Annotated in this window: 15 protein-coding genes; 11 read left to right on the top strand and 4 right to left on the bottom strand. The window is 68.9% G+C overall.

Annotated elements, in window-relative coordinates:
- Nucleotides 1-56: 56 nt before the first annotated feature.
- Both C8N38_RS14720 and C8N38_RS14715 read right to left on the bottom strand, forming a co-directional pair.
- Nucleotides 57-1,631, bottom strand: coding sequence for an ABC transporter substrate-binding protein (locus C8N38_RS14720; RefSeq protein WP_108027917.1), 1,575 nt, complete (start codon nucleotides 1,629-1,631; stop codon nucleotides 57-59).
- Between the two features lie 72 nt (nucleotides 1,632-1,703).
- Nucleotides 1,704-2,498, bottom strand: a complete 795-nt coding sequence (locus C8N38_RS14715; protein ID WP_108027916.1) for an inositol monophosphatase family protein — start codon at nucleotides 2,496-2,498, stop codon at nucleotides 1,704-1,706.
- 271 nt (nucleotides 2,499-2,769) lie between these two features.
- On the opposite strand from C8N38_RS14715, the gene C8N38_RS14710 reads away from it, so the two are divergent.
- On the top strand, nucleotides 2,770-3,540 hold the full coding sequence (locus C8N38_RS14710) for a DeoR/GlpR family DNA-binding transcription regulator (protein WP_108027915.1): 771 nt from the start codon (nucleotides 2,770-2,772) through the stop codon (nucleotides 3,538-3,540).
- Between the two features lie 9 nt (nucleotides 3,541-3,549).
- Here the strand turns inward: C8N38_RS14710 and C8N38_RS14705 are convergent, their stop codons facing one another.
- On the bottom strand, nucleotides 3,550-4,452 hold the full coding sequence (locus C8N38_RS14705; RefSeq protein ID WP_108027914.1) for a LysR family transcriptional regulator: 903 nt from the start codon (nucleotides 4,450-4,452) through the stop codon (nucleotides 3,550-3,552).
- A 73-nt stretch (nucleotides 4,453-4,525) separates the two neighbouring features.
- Between C8N38_RS14705 and C8N38_RS14700 the strand changes: the two genes are divergently transcribed.
- Complete coding sequence (locus tag C8N38_RS14700) at nucleotides 4,526-7,339, top strand: FAD-binding and (Fe-S)-binding domain-containing protein (protein WP_108027913.1); 2,814 nt, start codon at nucleotides 4,526-4,528, stop codon at nucleotides 7,337-7,339.
- 18 nt (nucleotides 7,340-7,357) lie between these two features.
- On the opposite strand, the gene C8N38_RS14695 is transcribed toward C8N38_RS14700, so the two are convergent.
- Entirely contained in the window at nucleotides 7,358-8,047 is a 690-nt protein-coding gene (locus C8N38_RS14695; RefSeq protein WP_108027912.1) for a GntR family transcriptional regulator, read from the bottom strand.
- Between the two features lie 179 nt (nucleotides 8,048-8,226).
- Between C8N38_RS14695 and C8N38_RS14690 the strand changes: the two genes are divergently transcribed.
- From C8N38_RS14690 to C8N38_RS14650, 9 genes are all read left to right on the top strand, one after another.
- Nucleotides 8,227-9,222 carry an NAD(P)H-quinone oxidoreductase gene (locus tag C8N38_RS14690; RefSeq protein WP_108027911.1) on the top strand — a complete coding sequence of 332 codons (996 nt, stop codon included), beginning with the start codon at nucleotides 8,227-8,229 and terminating at the stop codon, nucleotides 9,220-9,222.
- A gap of 104 nt (nucleotides 9,223-9,326) precedes the next feature.
- The gene (locus C8N38_RS14685; RefSeq protein ID WP_108027910.1) at nucleotides 9,327-10,526 is read left to right on the top strand and encodes an ABC transporter substrate-binding protein; all 1,200 of its coding nucleotides are present in this window, start codon (nucleotides 9,327-9,329) and stop codon (nucleotides 10,524-10,526) included.
- A gap of 206 nt (nucleotides 10,527-10,732) precedes the next feature.
- Nucleotides 10,733-11,617: a branched-chain amino acid ABC transporter permease gene (locus C8N38_RS14680; RefSeq protein ID WP_108027909.1), complete on the top strand. Its 885-nt coding sequence runs from the start codon at nucleotides 10,733-10,735 to the stop codon at nucleotides 11,615-11,617.
- A 10-nt stretch (nucleotides 11,618-11,627) separates the two neighbouring features.
- Nucleotides 11,628-13,457, top strand: coding sequence for a branched-chain amino acid ABC transporter ATP-binding protein/permease (locus C8N38_RS14675; protein WP_108027908.1), 1,830 nt, complete (start codon nucleotides 11,628-11,630; stop codon nucleotides 13,455-13,457).
- Entirely contained in the window at nucleotides 13,444-14,148 is a 705-nt protein-coding gene (locus C8N38_RS14670; protein WP_108027907.1) for an ABC transporter ATP-binding protein, read from the top strand. The genes C8N38_RS14675 and C8N38_RS14670 overlap by 14 nt, the downstream gene beginning before the upstream one ends.
- 2 nt (nucleotides 14,149-14,150) lie before the next feature.
- Nucleotides 14,151-14,951, top strand: a complete 801-nt coding sequence (gene fabG, locus C8N38_RS14665; protein WP_108027939.1) for a 3-oxoacyl-ACP reductase FabG — start codon at nucleotides 14,151-14,153, stop codon at nucleotides 14,949-14,951.
- A gap of 8 nt (nucleotides 14,952-14,959) precedes the next feature.
- Nucleotides 14,960-15,769 carry a shikimate dehydrogenase family protein gene (locus tag C8N38_RS14660; RefSeq protein WP_108027906.1) on the top strand — a complete coding sequence of 270 codons (810 nt, stop codon included), beginning with the start codon at nucleotides 14,960-14,962 and terminating at the stop codon, nucleotides 15,767-15,769.
- Nucleotides 15,762-17,375, top strand: a complete 1,614-nt coding sequence (locus C8N38_RS14655; protein ID WP_108027905.1) for a GMC family oxidoreductase — start codon at nucleotides 15,762-15,764, stop codon at nucleotides 17,373-17,375. The genes C8N38_RS14660 and C8N38_RS14655 overlap by 8 nt, the downstream gene beginning before the upstream one ends.
- Nucleotides 17,376-17,412: 37 nt before the next feature.
- Nucleotides 17,413-18,843 carry an NAD-dependent succinate-semialdehyde dehydrogenase gene (locus tag C8N38_RS14650; RefSeq protein WP_108027904.1) on the top strand — a complete coding sequence of 477 codons (1,431 nt, stop codon included), beginning with the start codon at nucleotides 17,413-17,415 and terminating at the stop codon, nucleotides 18,841-18,843.
- The last annotated feature ends 122 nt before the right edge of the window (nucleotides 18,844-18,965 follow it).

Below are 18,965 nucleotides of genomic sequence, written 5' to 3'. Positions count from 1 at the left end.
AGTCCCGTCAATGGCCGGAGCCCCCAAGGAGGAGTGGCGGGGCTCCGGCCGGCCGGTCAGCCGAGGGTCGTCACGGACGCATCGGACTGGCCATCGGGATAGATGAAGAGCCCGTCCACATTGGCCCGCATCCCGTGGATCAGCACCGAGGTGAACAGGCTCAGCGCCGGAACCTTCTCGGCCAGCATCGGCATCAGGTTCGTCTGCAGGCTTTCCTTGCGCGCCTCCAGCGAGGGCGCATCGCGTTCGGCATCGAGCGCCGCGTCGATCTCGGGATCGACGATGCCGCAGATCCGCTTGGAGCTGGAATGGAAATGCGTGCGCAACACCAGATCGGGTTCGGGCGAGCCGGTGGACCAGCCGCAATCGACCATATGGCCCGGGCCGCCGCCGGGGCGGTCGTAAAGCCGCTCGTTCCAGGCCGCGACCTCCATCACGTTCAGCGTGACCGGAAAGCCCTGTTCCTGCAGCAGCGCCGCGATCAGCTCGCCATATTCCTTGGTCTTGGGATAGAAGCCGGTCGAGGTGATGTATTCCAGCTCGGGCAGGCCCTCGCCGCCCGGATAGCCCGCCTCGGCCAGCAGGCGCTGGCATTCCTCGGGATCGTATTCGGGGTAATTCTCCAGATCGACATAGCCGAACTTGATCGGCGAGACGAAATTCGACGAGGCCTCGCCGGCCGAGCCCATGATCTCCATGATCATGCTGCGGTCGATGGCATGGCAGGCGGCCTTGCGGACGCGCCAGTCGTCGAAGGGCGGCTTGGAACAGCGGAACCACAGGTACTTGTTCTCGACCGAGACCAGCCGCGAGATCTTGATGTCGTCGCGTTTCTCCAGCGTCTCGACCTGTTCGGGTTCCAGCCGCTCGATGACATCGGCCTGCCCGTTCATCAGCGACAGCATCCGCGTCGTCGCATCGCCCACGAACGAGAAGGTGACGCCCGTGACCTTGGGGGCGCCGCGGAAATAGCCCTCATAGGCCTCCATCACCGTGTCGTTGCCGCGCTGTTCGACAAAGCGGAACGGGCCGGTGCCGTTCAGCCGCTGCGACAGCACCCCCTTGGGGCCCTCGGCCACGTCCTTCGCGGACAGGATCGGCAGATAGGAGGCGAGGAAGATGAACAGCGAGGCGCCATAGCCGCCCTTCGAGGTATCGACGATCACCGTATGATCGTCGGGGGTCTCGACTGCGAAGGTGTCGGGGCCGCCCGGATAGACCTGCTTGGGCCGGTCGAGCTTGGCGCCGTATTCGAAAGTCGCCTTGACGTCCTCGGCGGTGAAGGGCTTGCCGTCATGGAAGGTGACGCCCTCGCGCAGCTTGATCTGCAACCGGTGGGCATCCAGTTCCGCGATCTCGGTCGCGAGTTCATAGACCACCTTTTCGGGATCGTCGGGGCGCATCGGGGCCCGGGTCAGATAGCCCATGACGAAGCCCTCGATATTGGTCTGCGACAGCGTCGTGTGCGCGGTCGGGTCCCAGTTGCCGGTGATGTTCTCGGCCGACAGGAAGACCAGCGGGCGGGCCTCCTGCGCAAAGGCCGAGCTGAAGAAGAAATCGGGGTTGATCCGCGCCGCCCCCAGCGCCGCCCCGGCCATCGCGCCGTATCGGAGAAAATTCCGCCTATCCATGGTCGTCCACTCCTTGTTGGTCTGTCTGTTGTCGTCATGACGGCAGGCCCCGGTTGATCCGGGATCGCTGCCTCAGGCCGCCTGCCCTGCCCGCAGGCGTGCAATCCGGTCCAGCATCGCGGCATGCAGCTCGGGCGTGGCCGCGGCCAGCACCTCGCCGCTCGATCCGACGCCAAGCGGCTGGCCCTGCCAGTCGGTGATGACCCCGCCCGCGCCGCGGATGACCTGCACCAGCGGCAGGTAGTCGTAAGGCTGCAGCCCGGTTTCCAGCACCAGATCGCAATGGCCCGAGGCCAGCAGCGCATAGGCATAGCAATCGCCGCCGAAGCGCAGCATCCGGACCGACCGGCGCAGCATCTCCAGCACCTCGGTATCGGCGCCCGCAAACAGCATGGGATCGGTCGTATAGGCGAAGGCCCCGGCCGGATCGGTACAGCCGCTGGTGCGGCAGGGCCGGCCGTTCAGGGTGGTGGCCTGGCCCGCGACCCCGCACCAGCGTTCGCCAAGCGCGGGCATGTCGATCTGGCCCAGACAGGGCGCGCCGTCCTTCAAAAGCGCCATCAGCCCGCCGAACAGCGGATTGCCGGTGACATAGCTCTTGGTGCCGTCGATCGGATCGACCACCCAAAGATGGTCGCTGTCGGGGCGCAGCGGCGCCTCTTCCTCGCCGAAGATGCCATGGGCGGGGAAGCGCGCCATGATCCGGTCGCGCATCAGCGCCTCGACCGCGCGGTCGGCCAGGGTCACGGGGCTGTCATCGGCCTTGCTCTCGACATCCAGCGGCTGGCGGAAATGCTGCAGCGCGATGCGCCCCGCCTCGTCCGCCGTGTCGTTCGCGAAACGCAGCGCATCGCCCAACTCGCTCATAAGTGCCAACCCCGGTCTTGCATTTCGATGTGTTCTGCCGCCAGCCTCCACAAAGGCGTGCCCTCAAGTCAAGAAAAACGCACAAAATGCCTCACATTTCGCAAAATGCCCGAGGATTGCGCGAGTTTGCGTGGCAAAAGTGCAGATGATATGCAGGCAACTTGCCAATTCCTGCGGTATTTTGCCCATAAATCCACAAAAATTCAACGTCGATGTGGCGAATCCCCTGCAACCTGTTAGGGTATCCGCAGGTAACAAGAGGCCGCCAAAGATGCAGTCCTATGAAAGACAATCCAGGGTGCTGGAGCTTCTGGCCGTCGAGCGCCGGGTTTTCACCAACCAGCTGGCGCGGATGTTCGATGTCTCGCGCGAAACCGTGCGCCGCGACCTGATGGAGATGGAGCAGGAGGGCGTTCTGGTCCGGGTCCATGGCGGCGCCACCCCGGTCGAGCGCGACATCGCCCCCGAGCCCGCCTTTTCCGAACGTCTGGTCGCCCATGCCGGCAAGAAGGCTGCCATCGGCGCGCTGGCCGCGACGCTGATCCCGCCCGGCTCGACCGTCTTCGTGGATGCGGGCACCACCACCTGCGCCTTTGCCCGGGCGCTGGCGCGGGTGGGCGACATGCGGATCATCACCAATTCGCTCGACATCGCCCGGCTCGCCGGTCCCGCCCAGACCTGCGACACGCTTCTGTTGGGCGGGCGGCCCCATGCCGATGTGCCCGCCACCTATGGCGAGATGACCCTGTCGGAAATCGACCGCTTCCTCGCCGATTACGCGGTGATCTCGCCGGTCGGGCTGCATGCCGACCGGGGCGCCACCGATTACGCCCTGCACGAGGCCGAGGTCGCCCGCGCCATGATGCGCCGGTCGCGCGACTGCATCATGCTGTGCCATTCGGAAAAGATCGGCACCGAAAGCCGGGTCTCGATCTGCCGTCTGGACGAAATCGGGCATCTGGTCACCGACGAGGCCGCCGACCGCAGCCTGCGCCTGCCCCGCGGCGAGGTCCATTACGCCCCGCTCCGCCCCGGCGCCTGAACCCTCGCCCTAGCGCGCCCCCAGCTCTTCCAGAAACGCCGCCGCCACATGCGACCGCGCCCGCCGCGCCGGTTCCAGCAGGTAAAGCGCCCGCCAAAGCCCCAGATCCGTCACCGGAACGAACCGGATCGCCGGATCGCCGAACAGCCCCACCGCCGCTTTCGGCATCAACGCGACCCCCAGCCCGGCCCGGATCATGCAGAGCTGCGCGATGGTCGAATGCGCCTGCAGTCCGGTCTCTTTCAGCGCCTCGGGCAGGGCCGCGGCGCCCGCCAGCAATTGCCGCGTGCCGGTCTCGGCTGACAGCGTGATGACCTCGGCCGGATCGATCTCGGACAGGGTCACGGCACCCCGCGCGGCCAGCCGGTGCCCCGCCCCGCAGGCCAGCCCGAACGGATCGCGCCGCAGCTCGGTCTGGGTCAGGTCGGGGCTTTGCCGCGCCCGCCCCGCCACCGCCAGATCCAGCGTCCCGTCCGAAACAAGCCCCGCCAGCCGCTCGGCCACATCGTCATGCAAGAGGCAGGAAATCCCCGGATGCGCCGCGCGGAACCGCGCCAGCGCGGGCCCGACCAGATCGCCAATGGCCGAGGGCGCGGCGCCGACCGCAAGCCGCCCCGCGCTCAGCCCAGCCTGCGCCCGCATCCGCCCAAGCGCCCGGTCGAGACCGGCCAGCACCGGCGCGGTTTCCTCAAGGAAGGCCAGCCCCAGCGGCGTCGGCTGCGGCGGCCGCATCCGGCGGTCGAAAAGCGGGGCCCCGACCTCCTCTTCGGCCTGGCGCACGGTCTCGGTCAGAGCCGAGGGCACGACCCCCAGCGCCTCTGCCGCCCGCGCGAAACTGCCCTGCGCCCGGATCGCATGCAGCGCCCGCAGGTGGCGGAGCGTGATATTCAGATTTTCCGAACCCAGCTTCATGTCTTTCCATTTCTACGAAGCCGGGATCTGTGGTTCAAGATCCCCCGACCCGAAGACACCGCGAAAGGCCGCCATGACCGATCAAAGCCCGCCTGCCCTCACGACCGCGCTGCGCGCCGCCGGGTTCCGGGGCGAGATCGAGACCGACCGGGCGCTGCGCACGGCGATGTCGACCGACAATTCGGTCTATCAGGTGATGCCCGATCTGGTCGTGGCGCCGATGGATGCCGCCGACATGGTCACGCTGGAACGGGTCATGGCCGCGCCGCGCTTTGCCGGAATGCCCATCACCGCGCGAGGCGGCGGCACCGGCACCAATGGCCAGAGCCTCAGCCGCGGGGTCATCGTCGACACCCGCCGCCACATGCACCGGCTGCTGGATTTCGATGCCGCCGAAGGCTGGGCCGATGTCGAACCGGGCATGGTGCTGGACGATCTGAACGAGCGGCTGCGCCCGCATGGGGTGTTCTTCGCGCCCGAGACCTCGACCTCGACCCGCTGCACCATCGGCGGCATGGTCTCGACCGATGCCTCGGGCAAGGGCAGCCGGGTCTATGGCAAGACCTCGGACAATATCCTCGCGCTCGAGATCGCCCGGCCCGAGGGCCTGCTGTCCAGCCTCGTCCCCGCCCCCGACTGGGCCCGCCCGATGCTGGACGCGGCCGAGGCCGCCGCCCGGGGGGGCCGCGCGGCCTTCATCGCGGCGACGCCCCGGCTGAACCGCCGCTTCACCGGCTACGATCTGGACCGCGCCTGCCCCGAGCCGGGCGGCTTCGAGTGGTGGCGGCTGTTTCTGGGCGCCGAGGGCACGCTGGGGCTTGTCACGAAAATCCGCGTGGCCCTTCGCCCGCTCGCGCGCGAAAAGCGCCTGCTGGTCGCGGGCTTCGGCAGCTTCCGCGAGGCGCTGGCCTCGGCCCTGCCGCTGGCCGAGTTCGAGCCCACCGCCATCGAGGTGATGGACGAGCGGGTACAGAAGCTGGCCGATGGCGCGGGCATCCTGACCCGGCTGCCGCCCGCGCTGCGCGCAAGCCGTGGCCAGCCGCTGGCCTATGTCTTCATCGAGTTCAACGGCGAAGACCCGGACGATCTGCAATCCCGCCTGACCGCCTGCGAGACCGCGATAAGGGCCCTGCCCGGCGCCCGGGCGATCCACATGGCGCGCGATGCCGCCGAGATCCGCGAACTCTGGGCGGTGCGTTCGGCGGGTGTCGGGCTTCTGGGCAAGGTCGACGGGCGCGCGCGCCCCGTGGCCTTTGTCGAGGATTGCGTGGTGCCGCCCGAAAACCTGCCCGCCTTCCTCGACGACTTTCTGGCGGTGCTGGACGCCCATGGGCTCGAGTTCGGGATCTATGGCCATGTCGATGTCGGCTGTCTGCATGTGCGGCCCGCGCTGAACATCGACACCGACCGCGAGAGGCTGGTCGCCGTCTCGGACGCGGTCTTCGCGCTGACCCGCAAGCATGGCGGCATCTTCTGGGGCGAACATGGCAAGGGGGTGCGCGGCGCCTATCTGCGCGACTGGATCGGGCCCGAAGCCTATGCGGGCCTGCAGGGCGTCAAGGCCGCCTTCGACCCGGCCGGGCGCTGCAATCCGGGCAAGCTGGTGGGCCTTGACGCACCCGTGCCCGCCATCGACGACATCCCGTTCCGCCCCTTCAACGCGCCCGAGGGCGATGCGCTGACCCGCGCCTTTCGCTGCAACGGCAATGCGCAATGCCTGTCCTATGCCGCGGCGACGCCGATGTGCCCCTCCTTCAAGGCCACCGCCGATCTGCGCCAAAGCCCCAAGGGCCGGGCTGATGCGCTGCGCGCCTGGCGGCAGGCGCGGCTGAAGGGCCGCGTGGATGCCGCGCTCGAGGCCGATCTGACAGCGACGCTCGATGCCTGCCTCGGCTGCAAGGCCTGCGCGTCGAGCTGCCCGGTGCAGGTCGACATCCCCGCCATGCGCGCGGCCTTCTATGCCGATCTCTATGCCCGGAAAGCGCGCCCGCTGGCCGACCGGCTGATGCTGCTGGCCGAGCGGGAAAGCGTGACGCTTCAGGCCCTTGCGCCGATGTTGCGCCCGGTCTGGCCGCTGCTGGCCCGGATCGGGGGGGCGCTGACCGGCACGGTCGATCTGCCCAAGGCACTGGCCCCCGCCCTGCCCCGCGCCGACCGGATCGGCGCCGCCGATCTGGCCCGGCCGCTGCCCGAGGGCACGGTGATCGTCATCGAGGACTGGTTCTCGGCGCTGTTCGACGGTGCGGCGCGGACCGATGCGCTGGCCGGGCTGAAGGCGCTTGGCTACCGGCCGCGCATGCTTGCGATGCGTCCCGCGGGCAAGACCGCGCAAAGCCTGGGCGATCCGCGCTTCAAAACGATGGCCGACCGCCTCAGGCGGCATCTTGAGGCCGCCGCCGCAACCGGCGCGCCGCTGATCGGGCTCGACCCGGCGCTGGTGATGCAGCTGCGGCAGGATTATCCGCAGGCGGGCATCGCGCTGCCGCCCGTGCTGCTGCCGCAGGAATTCCTCTCTCGCGAGCTCGCGGCGGGCCGCCGCTTTCCCGATCTCGCCGCGACAGGCCCGGCGCCGAGGCTTTTCACACATTGCACCGAGGCGACCGGCGCGGCGCAGGCCGCCGCCGACTGGCGCCGGGTCTTCGCGGCCCTGGGCGTGGAAATCGACACCCCCGCCACCGGCTGTTGCGGCATGGCGGGGCTCTTCGGGCACAAGACCCGCCACCAGACCGTCTCGAAACGCCTGTTCGCCATGTCCTGGGCGCCGAAGATCGAGGCCGGGGCGCCGGTCCTCGCCACCGGCTTTTCCTGTCGCTGCCAGACCGAGCGGCTGGCCAATGTCCCGGCCCGTCACCCGCTGGGGCTCATCGCCGATCTGGCCGCCGCCTGAGCCTGCCCGCAGCCTGCCCTAATCGGGCAGGCTGTCGGCGACATGGGCCAGAAGCCCCTCGCCATTGCCGCGAATGTCGTAGATCAGGGCGTCGCGGGCGGCCGCGGCATCGCCCGCGCGGATCGCCGCGACGATCCGGCGATGGGGGTGCGGCTCCCAGTTGGGGGGGATGCCGCCATCGTAGAGGTGCGACAGGATCGGCCCGCAGCGCATCCAGAGATTGGACACCAGATCGAGCGCGACCGGCTGCCCGGCCATCTCGCACAGCATCAGGTGAAAGCGGGTATTCTCGCCGATCGCATCGGCGAAATCGCCCGCATCCTGCGCCGCGATCATCCGGCGGTGCATGTCCTCCAGCGCATCGATATCCCCGGGCGCGGCCACCCGCGCCGCCTCGGCCGCGGCATTGCCCTCCAGATGCTCGCGGATGCTGCGGATCTCCATCAGGATGCCGCGGGTCAGATGCGGCACGCAGGTCCGCCCCCGCGCATCGAGCCGCAGCGCATTCTCGGCCACCAGCCGCATCAGCGCCTCGCGCATCGGTGTCGCGCTGATCCCGAATCGCTGGGACAGCGGGCGCAGCGTCAGCACCGTGCCGGGCTGCAACTCGCCCCGCATCAGCGCCTGACGCAATCCCCTATAGGCCTGTTCGCTCAGGCTTTGTTTCTCGACCGGCCTGATCCAGGCCCCTGTATCGGCCTCGCTCATCGCGTCCTCACCTCCGCTCCTCCCCGAAACTGTGTTGACATGTTGTTATAACAAATTACACATAACGTCGCAGGGCGGAAGGGGAGCCGCCGACGGCAAACGGGAGGTTGCATGTTCAAACTGTCACAGTCGCTGGAAACCGGGAAGGCAAAGCGCCACGCCCCTGACGGACCCGCCCGATGACCGGCGTCCTGTCCGTGACCGCCCCCGTTCCGGGGGGCCCCGAGGCGCTGACCCTTGAAACCCGGACCCTGCCCGCCCCCGGGCCGGGCGAGATGCGGGTCCGTGTCCATGGCGCGGGCGTGAACCGCCCCGATGCGATGCAGCGCGAGGGCAATTACCCGCCGCCGCCCGGGGCCTCCGACGTGCTGGGGCTGGAGCTGTCGGGCGAGGTCATCGAGACCGGCCCCGGCGTGACCCGCTATGCCCCCGGCGACCGGGTGATGGCGCTGGTCGCGGGCGGCGCCTATGCCGAAGAGGCCATCGTGCAGGCCGATGTCGCGCTGCCGGTGCCCGAGGGCCTGTCGATGACCGAGGCCGCGGGCATCCCCGAGACCTATTTCACCGTCTGGTCGAACCTCTTCATCCGCGCCGGGCTGAAACCCGGGGAAACCGCGCTGATCCATGGCGGGACCTCGGGCATCGGCGTCACCGCGACGCTGCTGGCCCGGGCGATCGGCGCCGAGGTGATCACCACCTGCGGCAGCGACGAGAAATGCCGCGCCTCGGCGCAGCTGGGCGCCAGGGCCTCGGTCAATTACCGCGACACCGATTTCGTCGCCGCGGTGCGCGATCTGACCGGCGGCAAGGGCCCCGAGGTGATCCTCGACATGGTCGGCGGCCCCTACATGCAGCGCAATCTCGATCTGGTGGCCGAAGACGGGCGGATCGCCCAGATCGCCTTCCAGCAGGGCTCGCGCGCCGATCTGGACATGGGCCCGGTGCTGTTCAAGCGCCTGACGCTCTGCGGCTCGACGCTTCGGGCGCGGCCGCTGGCGATGAAGGCCGAACTGGCCCGCGAGGTCGAGGCGGAGGTGCTGCCCCTGATCCTCGAGCAGGGCGCGCGGCCGGTGATCGATTCAACCTTTGCGCTGGACCGGGTGCAGGACGCCCATGCCCGGCTCGAAGCCTCGGCCCATACCGGCAAGATCGTCCTGCTGACCCCGGCCGCCTGAGCCGGGGACGCCCCCGAAACCCGGGCCGACCGGCCGCGCGATCCGACATGCCCGGGCGCGCCACCGGCCCCCACATGACGTCAATCGAAACGGGAGGAACCACCATGACCACCAGATCCATCCTGCTGGGCACAGCGCTCGGCCTGAGCCTTGCCAGCGGCGCATTCGCCGATGTCAAGATCGGCTCGCTTTACCCCTTCAGCGGCCCGCTGGCGCTTCTGGGCGAGGAAAGCGCGCGCGGGCTCGACCTTGCGGTCGACCAGATCAATGCCGCGGGCGGCCTTCACGGCGACCGGATCGTGCTCGAGCGCGGCGATGCCGTCGACAACAACCAGGCCATCGGCGAGGCCCGCCGGCTGATCTCGCTCGAAGGCGTCAAGGCGGTCTTCGGCACCTATTCCTCGTCGCGGGTGATCGCGGCCTCGCAGGTGACCGAACTGGCCGGCATCCCCTATTTCGAGCTCGGCGCCGTCGCCGACGAGGTCACCGGGCGCGGCATGACCTATCTGTTCCGCACCAACCCCACGGCCGAGAACATGGGCATCGCCGTCATCGACATGCTGGCCGACCAGATCGCCCCCGCCGCCGGCAAGGCGCCCGAGGATCTCAAGATCGGCATCATCTACGAAGACAGCTCCTACGGCACCTCGGTCGCCGGTCACGAGGTCGCCCATGCCAAGGAGCGCGGGCTGAACGTGGTGCTGAAATCGGGCTACCCGGCCAATATCGTCGACATGTCCTCGCTGGTGCTCGACCTCAAGGGCAAGGGCGTCGACGTGGTGCTGCAGACCTCGTATCAGAACGACACGGTGCTGTTCCTGCAGCAGGCCAACGAGGCGGGTTACAAGCCGATGGCGATCATCGGCGGCGGCGGCGGCTATTCGATGCAGCCGACGGCCGATGCGGTCGGCACCGATGTGATCGACGGCGTCTATGACGTCGATTTCACCCAATACGCCATCAACCCCGACTTCACCCCCGGCATCGAGACCTTCCTCGACGCCTATCGCGCCAAATATGGCGAAGAGCCGCGCTCGGGCCATTCGCTGACCAACTATGTCGGCGCGCTCGCGGTGCTTCAGGCCATCGGCGAGGGCGAGGGCTTCGAACCCGACCAGATCGTCGCCTCGGTCAAGGCGATGGACATTCCCGATGGCTCCACCGCGGCGGGCTATGGCGTCAAGTTCGACGACACCAACCAGAACGAGCGCGCGCGGATGATGGGCATGCAATGGCAGGACGGCAAGCTCCTGACGGTCTATCCGCCGGATGCCGCCGTCGCCGAGATCCGCCAGTCCGAGTGACCGTGTCGCGGTTGGCCGGCCCGGCGGACGGGTTCGGCTGACCGCATCGGGGGCCGACCGGCGGACCGGTCCGGCCCCCGGCTCCGGCCCTGTCGCCGGACGTCTTCCAGGATCTGCCCCGGCCCCGCTGGCCGCGCTGGCAGCGAACACCCCCCGAAACCGGCGGGGGCGGGTGCCGCCCGCCCTCCGAACGTGGCGGAGCCGACATGACGACATTCCTGCAAATCCTTCTGAACGGCCTGATGCTGGGCGGCCTCTTCGCCATCGTCAGCATCGGGCTGACGCTGATCTTCGGCATCATCAAGGTGGTCAACTTCGCCCATGGCGAATTCCTGATGGGCGGCATGTTCATCACCTGGCTGATCACCACCCAGATGGGGCTGCACCCCTATGCGGCGGTGATCGTCGTCGTGCCGGTGCTGTTCGTGATGGGCGCGCTGACGCAAAGACTGTTGATCCAGCCGCTGATGTCGGCCCGCGACGACCATATCCAGATCTTCGCCACCGTCGGCCTGTCGACCGCGCTGATCAACCTCGCGCTCCTGATCTTCGGCGCCGACATCGCCAACACCCCGCCGCATGGCCTGCGCGCGCCGCTCGAATTCGGCGAGCTGCGGCTGCTGACCGGGCAGGTGATGATCTTCGGCGCGGCCATCGTGCTGGTGATCGGGCTCGAGCTGTTCCTGAAATACACCCAGACCGGACGCGCCATCCGCGCCGTCGCCCAGAACCGCGGCGCGGCCGAGCTGATGGGCATCAATGTCAACCACATCTACGTGCTGACCTTCGGGCTCGGCGCCGCCTGCGTGGGCCTTGCCGCCGTGCTGATCGCGCCGCTTTACCCGACCTCGTCCAATATCGGCACCTATTTCGTGCTGACCGCCTTCGTGGTGGTGGTGCTGGGCGGGCTCGGCTCGATCCCCGGCGCCTTCCTCGGCGCGCTGATCATCGGCGAGGTCGATGCGCTGTCGGGCTATTACATCGGCTCGGACCTGCGCGAGGCCGTCGTCTTCGGCCTGTTCCTGCTGATCCTGATCCTGAGGCCCTCGGGCCTGTTCGGCGCCCGGCAAAACCTGTCGCACCTGTCCTGAGGCCTGTCCCATGAGCAACGAAACGACCTCCGGTCCCTCCGTGCCCGCCCCGTCGCTGCCCTGGCCCGCCATCGGCGTGGTCCTGGTGCTGGCCTCGCTCCTGCTGATCCCGCTGGGGATCGGCAACGCCTTCGTCACCCATATCTTCGTCACCATCTGCCTGATGGCGGCGCTGTCCTCGGCCTGGAACCTGGTCGGCGGCTTTGCCGGACAGCTCTCGCTGGGGCACGCCACCTTCTACGGCATCGGCGCCTATACCGCGGTGATCCTCGTCAATCTCGGCATCACCCCCTGGATCGGCATGTTCGCGGGCGCGGGCATCGCGGCGATCGTCGGCATGGCAATCTCCTATCCCTGCTTCCGTCTCAAGGGGCCCTTCTTCTCGCTGGCCTCGATCGCCTTTCTCGAGGTGTTCCGGGTCCTGACGCTGCATTTCTCGGACTTCACCGGCGGCGCCACCGGCAAGATGATCCCGCTGAAACTGGGCTGGACCTGGATGGTCTTCCGCGAACGCTGGCCGTCCCTGCTGATCATCTTCGGCATGCTCTGCGCGGTGCTGGTCGTGGTCTGGGCGGTGCGCCGTTCGCGGCTCGGCTTCTACCTGATCGCCACCCGCGAACGCGAATCCGCCGCCAAGGCCGCGGGCGTGAAGACCGTGCAGGTGCGGCTGGTCGCGGTCGCCATCTCCTCGGCGCTCTGCGCGATGCTGGGCACCTTCCACGCCATGTACCTGACCTTCATCGAGCCCTCGGCGATGTTCTCGCTGACCTTCTCGATCCAGATCGCGATGTTCGCGCTGATCGGCGGGCTCGGCACCGTCTCGGGTCCGCTTCTGGGCGCCGTCCTGCTGGTGCCGCTGACCGAATGGGCGCGGGCCTCGTTCGGCGCCTCGGCGCTGGGGCTGCATGGCTTCGTCTATGGCGTCGTGCTGCTCCTGGCGGTGCTGTTCATGCCGAACGGCATCATCGGCCTGTTGCAGAAGTTCCGCCGCGCGCCGCATCACGAGCTGGACGAGGACGAGCAGACCACCCAGACCGACAGCATCAAGGCCCCCGCACAGGCCACGACGCCCCCCTCGCCCGACCGTGAGGGCATCGGCCGCGACGTGATGCGGGTTCAGAACCTCAACAAGCGCTTCGGCGGGCTGCATGTCACGAAGAACGTCAACTTCACCCTGCGCGAGGGCGAGGTGCTGGGGCTGATCGGGCCGAATGGCGCGGGCAAGACCACGCTGTTCAACATGCTCTCGGGTTTCCTGACCCCGAATGAGGGCTCGGTCACCGTGCGTGGCCCCGATGGCGGCTATCACACCCCGGTCAACCCGGCAGATTTCGCGGCCCTCGGCGTCGGCCGGACCTTCCAGATCGTCCAGCCCTTCGCGGCGATGACGGTCGAGGAGAACATCATGGTCGGCGCCTTCTACCGCCACCATGACGAACACGACGCCCGCGAGGCCGCGCGCCAGACCGCCTGGCGGATGGGTCTCGGCCCGCTGCTGCAGGACGAGGCGCGCGGGCTGACCATCGGCGGGCTCAAGCGGCTCGAGGTCGCCCGGGTCATGGCGATGGAGCCGCGCATCCTGCTGCTCGACGAGGTGATGGCGGGCATCAACCAGACCGATGTGCGCCGCGCCATCGACCTGATGCTGTCGATCCGCGACAGCGGCGTGTCGATCATCGCCATCGAGCATGTGATGCAGGCGGTGATGTCCCTCTCTGACCGGGTGCTGGTCTTGGCCGCGGGCGAGGTCATTGCCGAGGGCGACCCCCATGAGGTGGTCCGCGACCCGCATGTGATCGAGGCCTATCTGGGCAAGGAGTTCGCCAATGCTCACCGTTGAAAACATCCATGCCGGCTACGGCCCGACCTCGATCCTGCAGGATGTCAGCCTCGACGTGAAGGAAGGCGAGATCGTCACCATTGTCGGCGCCAATGGCGCCGGCAAGACGACGACGCTTCGCACCATCGCCGGGCTGATCACGCCGACCTCGGGCAGGATCACCTTCTGCGGCGAGGACATCACCCGCCTCAGGGGCGATCAGGTCGTCGACCGGGGCATCACCCTGATCCCCGAGGGGCGCCAGCTTTTCCCCGACATGACCGTGCGCGAGAACCTTCTGATGGGCGCCTATCGCCGCGCCGCGCGCGATTTTCAGGACGAACGTCTGGAGGAGGTGCTGGACATCTTCCCCCGCGTCCGCGAGCGGCTGCACCAGACCGCCTCCTCGCTGTCGGGGGGCGAACAGCAGATGGTCGCCATCGCCCGGGGCATGATGGCCAATCCGCGGCTTCTGATGTTCGACGAACCCTCGCTGGGGCTTGCGCCGATCATCGTCTCGCAGGTCTTCGAGGTGGTGCAGCAGATCGCCGCCAAGGGCACCACCGTGCTGATCGTAGAACAGAACGTCTATTCGACGCTCAAGGTCGCGCAGCGGGGCTATGTTCTTGAAAACGGGCGCGTCGTCATTTCCGAAAGCGCCGAAGACCTGCTGCAGGACGACTATGTCCGGCAGGCCTATCTGGGGATATGACCATGACCCGCAGCGAAACTGTCCGCCCCGACTTCCGCACCCGCCTGTCGCATCAGGGCCGCCGCGTGCTGGTCACCGGCGGCGCCCGGGGCATCGGGCTGGCCATTGCCGAAGCCTTCGCCGCCCGCGGCGCGACTGTCGCGCTTTGCGATCTCGACCCCGAAGCCGTGGCCCAAGCGACCACGCAGATCGCGGCCTCCGGCACCGCCGGATCGGTCCTGCCCGTGACCTGCGATGTCTCGGATTACACCGCGCTTTCCGCCGCGCTCGAGGCCGCCGGAGGCAATTTCGACACCGTCATCAACAATGCGGGCATCTCGCCCAAGCATGACGGCGTCGCCCACAAGGTCTGGCAAATGGACCCGGCCGAGTTCCGCCGCGTGCTCGACGTGAACCTCACCGGCAGCTTCAACACCGTCCGCGCGCTGGCGCCGGGCATGGTCGCGGCCCGGCGCGGCTGGATCGTCAACATGTCCTCGGTCGCGGGCAAGACCTTCATGCCGGTGGTCGCCTGCCATTACGCCGCAACCAAATCCGCGATCCTCGGCTTCACCCGCCATCTGGCGGGCGAGCTGGGCCCCCATGGCATCCGCGTCAACGCGCTGGCCCCGGGCCGGATCGAGACGCCGATGGTGCTGGGCGTCGCCCCCGAGGTCAACGCGGCCCAGGTCGAGATGACGCCTCTGGGGCGTCTGGGCGAGCCCGCCGAGGTGGCCGAGGCCGCGCTCTGGCTCACGGATGCGGAATCGAGCTTCGTCACCGGCCAGACGATCGACGTCGCCGGCGGCCTTCTGATGACATGAGGGAAACGATGATCACCGGCAAGACCAGGGTCTGGTCCATTCTCGCCGATCCCATCGGCCATGTGAAAACGCCTCAGGAAATCAACGCGCTCTGCGCGGCCGAGGGGATCGACGGGGTGATGGTGCCGATGCAGGTCCATCCCGAGAACCTCGCCACCGTCGTCGCGGGCCTGAAGGGCATCGAAAGCCTTGGCGGCTTCGTCGTCACCGTGCCGCACAAGACGAAGATCGTCGCGCTCTGCGACCGGCTGCTGGGTGACGCGGGCCGGATCGGCGCGGTCAATGTGGTGCGGCGCGAGGCCGACGGCACGCTGACCGGCGCCATTCTCGACGGGCTCGGCTTCGTCGAGGGGCTGCGCTCGGAAGGGATCGAGCCGCGCGGCAGGAATGCCTGCCTTCTGGGCGCGGGCGGCGCGGGGGCTGCCATCGCCTTTGCCCTGGCCGAGGCCGGGGTCGCGCGCCTGACCATCGTCAACCGCTCGCACGGCAAGGCCGAGGATCTCGCCGCCCGGGTGGCCCTGGCCTATCCGGACGTGCCCGTCGCCGCCGGGGCGCCCGAGACGGCAAGCCGCGATCTGATCGTCAACGCCACCTCGCTGGGGCTGAAACCGGAAGATCCGCTGCCGCTCGGGGATACCGCCTTCCATGCCGGTCAGGTCGTGGCCGACGCGATCATGGACCCGGTCGAGACCCGGCTTCTGGCCGCCGCCCGCGCGGCGGGGGCGCGGGTCCATCCCGGCCTGCCGATGCTGCGCCAGCAGATCCGGCTGATGGCCGAGCATCTGGGCGCCCTTCCCGGCGCGGCCCGCGATGCATAAGCCCCTGCCCGACCGCAGCCGCTTCGATTACGTCATCGTCGGCGGCGGCACGGCGGGGTGCATCCTCGCCGAGGCGCTCAGCCGCTCGGGCCGCGCCTCTGTGCTTCTGTGCGAGGCGGGCGGCGAGGCCCGGTCGCCCTGGATCACCATCCCCGCCGGGTTCTACAAGCTTCTGACCAACCCCGCCTATAACTGGGGCTTCTGGTCCGAGGCCGAGCCCGCCACCCGGAACCGCCGGATCGCCATTCCGCGCGGCAAGGGGCTGGGCGGCTCGACCCTGATCAACGGCATGATCTACGTGCGCGGCCAGCCGCAGGATTACGACCTCTGGGCGGCGCGCGGCTGCACCGGCTGGGGCTGGGCCGATGTGCTGCCGCATTTCCGCGCGCTCGAACGCTGGGCGGGGCCCGACCCGGACGGCATGCGCGGCAAGGACGGCCCCCTGCCCGTCTGCGAGGTGGTCGAGAAAAACCCCGTCGGACAGGCCTTCCTCGACGCCGCCGCGGCCCAGGGCCAGCGCTTCAACCCCGACTATAACGGCGCGGGGCAAGAGGGCGTCGGCTGGTATCAGGTCAACCAGGAGCGCGGCGAGCGTCACTCGGCCGCCCGCGCCTGGCTGGCGCAGGCGCGCCGCCGCCCCAACTTGACCGTCCTGACCCATGCCCGCGCCACCCGCATCCTGCTGGAGGGCCGCCGCGCCACCGGCGTCACCCTGGCCCGCCCCGGCGGCCCGCTGACCATCCTGGCAAGCGAGGTGATCCTGACCGCAGGCGCCGTCCAGACCCCGCAACTCTTGGAACTGTCGGGCATCGGCGATGCCGACCGGCTGCGCGCGCTTGGCATCGAGGTCGTCCACGACCTGCCCGGCATCGGCGAGAACTATCTCGACCATTTCTGCACCCGGATGAACTGGCGCGTCTCGCACCCCGTCACGCTGAACGAGCTGACGCGCTTTCCCAAGGTGCTGGGCGAGGTCGCGAAATATGCGCTGAACCGGCGGGGCGTCCTGACCTACGGCACCGGGCTCGCGCATGGCTTCCTGCGCTCGCGCGAGGGTCTCGACCGGCCCGACGTGCAGTATTTCTTCATGCATGCCAGCTACGCCAATGCCGCCGAGCGCAAGCTCGACCGCTTCCCCGGCATGACGCTGGGCGTGACCCAGCTGCGCCCGCAATCGCGCGGCTCGATCCATGCCACCTCGCCCGACATCGCGGTGCAACCCAGGATCCGGCCGAATTTCCTCGATGCCGAAGAGGACCGCCGCGCCATGGTCGACGGCATGAAGCTGGGCCGCGCCATCGTCGGGCAGGCCCCCATGGATGCCTACCGGGTGCGCGAACTCAGCCCGGGACCCGATTGCCAGGGCGATGCCGACTGGCTGGAATTCGCGCGCGCCAACGGGCAGACCATCTATCACGCCGCCGGAACCTGCCGCATGGGCACCGACCCGGGCGCGGTGGTCGCTCCCGACCTGACGGTCCGGGGCATCGCCGGGCTGCGCGTGGCCGATGCCTCGGTCATGCCCGAGATGGTGTCGGGCAACACCCAGGCGGCGGTGATGATGATCGCGCAGAAGGCCGCCCAAGACCTGATCCCGGCGGGCTGAGCCCCGAAACAGCCCCCGAAACCGGATGGAGACCCATATGTATCCCGACCTGACCCTCATCCTCGGCGGCGAGGCCCGCGCCACCGCCAGCGAAGGCACGATGACCGTGTCGAACCCCGCCAACGGGCAGGACCTCGCGACGATCCCGCGCGCGGGCCGGGCCGAGGCCGAAGAGGCCGCGCGCCTGTCGCTGAAGGGCTTTGCCGACTGGTCGACGCTGTCGCCCTACGACCGCTCGAAGGTGATGCGCCGCGCCGCCGACCTGATGCGCGAGCGCGCCGACCGGGCCGCCCGTGTGATGACGCTCGAACAGGGCAAGCCGCTGGCCGAGGCCCGGGGCGAATGGCTGGGCTCGGCCGATCTTCTGGACTGGTTCGCCGAAGAGGGCCGCCGCGTCTATGGCCGGATCGTGCCCTCGCGCGCGCCCTCGATCCACATCAGCGTGCTGAAGAAGCCCGCCGGGCCGGTGGCCTGCTTCACGCCCTGGAACTTCCCGGCCTGGAACACCATGCAGAAGGTCGCCCCGGCGCTTGGTGCGGGCTGTTCGGTGGTGATCAAGCCGGCCTCGGAAACCCCCGGCAGCGCCTGGATGATCGGCCAGGCGCTGCTCGATGCGGGCCTGCCCCCGGCCACGATCTCGGTCGTCTGGGGCAAGACCTCCGAGATTTCCGACGCGCTGATCGCGGCCCCCGAAATCCGCAAGGTCTCGCTGACCGGCTCGACCCGGGTCGGCCGCATCGTCGCGGCCCAGGCGGGCCAGCACCTCAAGAAGGTGACGATGGAGCTCGGCGGCCATGGTCCCGTCATCGTCGCGGCCGATGCCGATCTCGACCGGCTGGTGCCGATGGCGGTGCAGTGGAAATACCGCAACGCGGGCCAGGTCTGCGTCTCGCCCACCCGCTTCATCGTCGACGATGCGGTGCATGACGCCTTCGTTGCCCGTCTGGCCGAGGGCGCGGCCGCGCTCAAACTGGGCGACGGGCTGGAAGAGGGCACCCAGATGGGGCCGCTGACCCAGAAGGCCCAGCTGACCCAGGTGGCCGAGATGGTCGCCGATGCCGAAGCCAAGGGCGCGAAGGTCGAAACCGGCGGCGCGCGCGTCGGCAATATCGGCAATTTCTTCGCCCCCACCGTGGTCTCGGGCATGACCCCCGAGATGCTGGCGATGACCGAGGAACCCTTCGGCCCGATCGCGCTGGTGATCCGCAGCGAGGGCCTTGAGGCATCGCTGGCCGAGGCCAACCGGCTGCCGGTGGGGCTGGGCGCCTATCTCTTCACCCGCTCGATGGAGGTTTCGCAAGCGGTGCAGGACCGGCTGAAATCGGGAATGCTGGGCATCAACCATTTCGCCCTCGCCCTGCCCGAAACCCCGTTCGGCGGCGTGCTCGATTCGGGCTACGGCTCGGAAGGCGGGATCGAGGGGATCGAGGCCTATCTCTCGACCATGACCGTCACCGCCGCGATCTGATCGCGGCCGGCAAACGGGCCAAAGCGGCGCGGCGCTCCCTCCCGGCCCGACCGGGCTTTCCGCGCCCCGGCCCGTCCCCCGGCGCCGTCCTTCCGACAGGGAGGGCGGCGCCCCCTTCCGGA

The organism is Rhodovulum kholense (genome assembly GCF_003053725.1).
In the GTDB taxonomy this organism is placed as follows: Bacteria; Pseudomonadota; Alphaproteobacteria; order Rhodobacterales; family Rhodobacteraceae; genus Rhodovulum; species Rhodovulum kholense.
The sequence above is the reverse complement of the archived record's forward strand: the minus strand, read 5'-3'. Positions and strand labels throughout refer to the sequence as shown.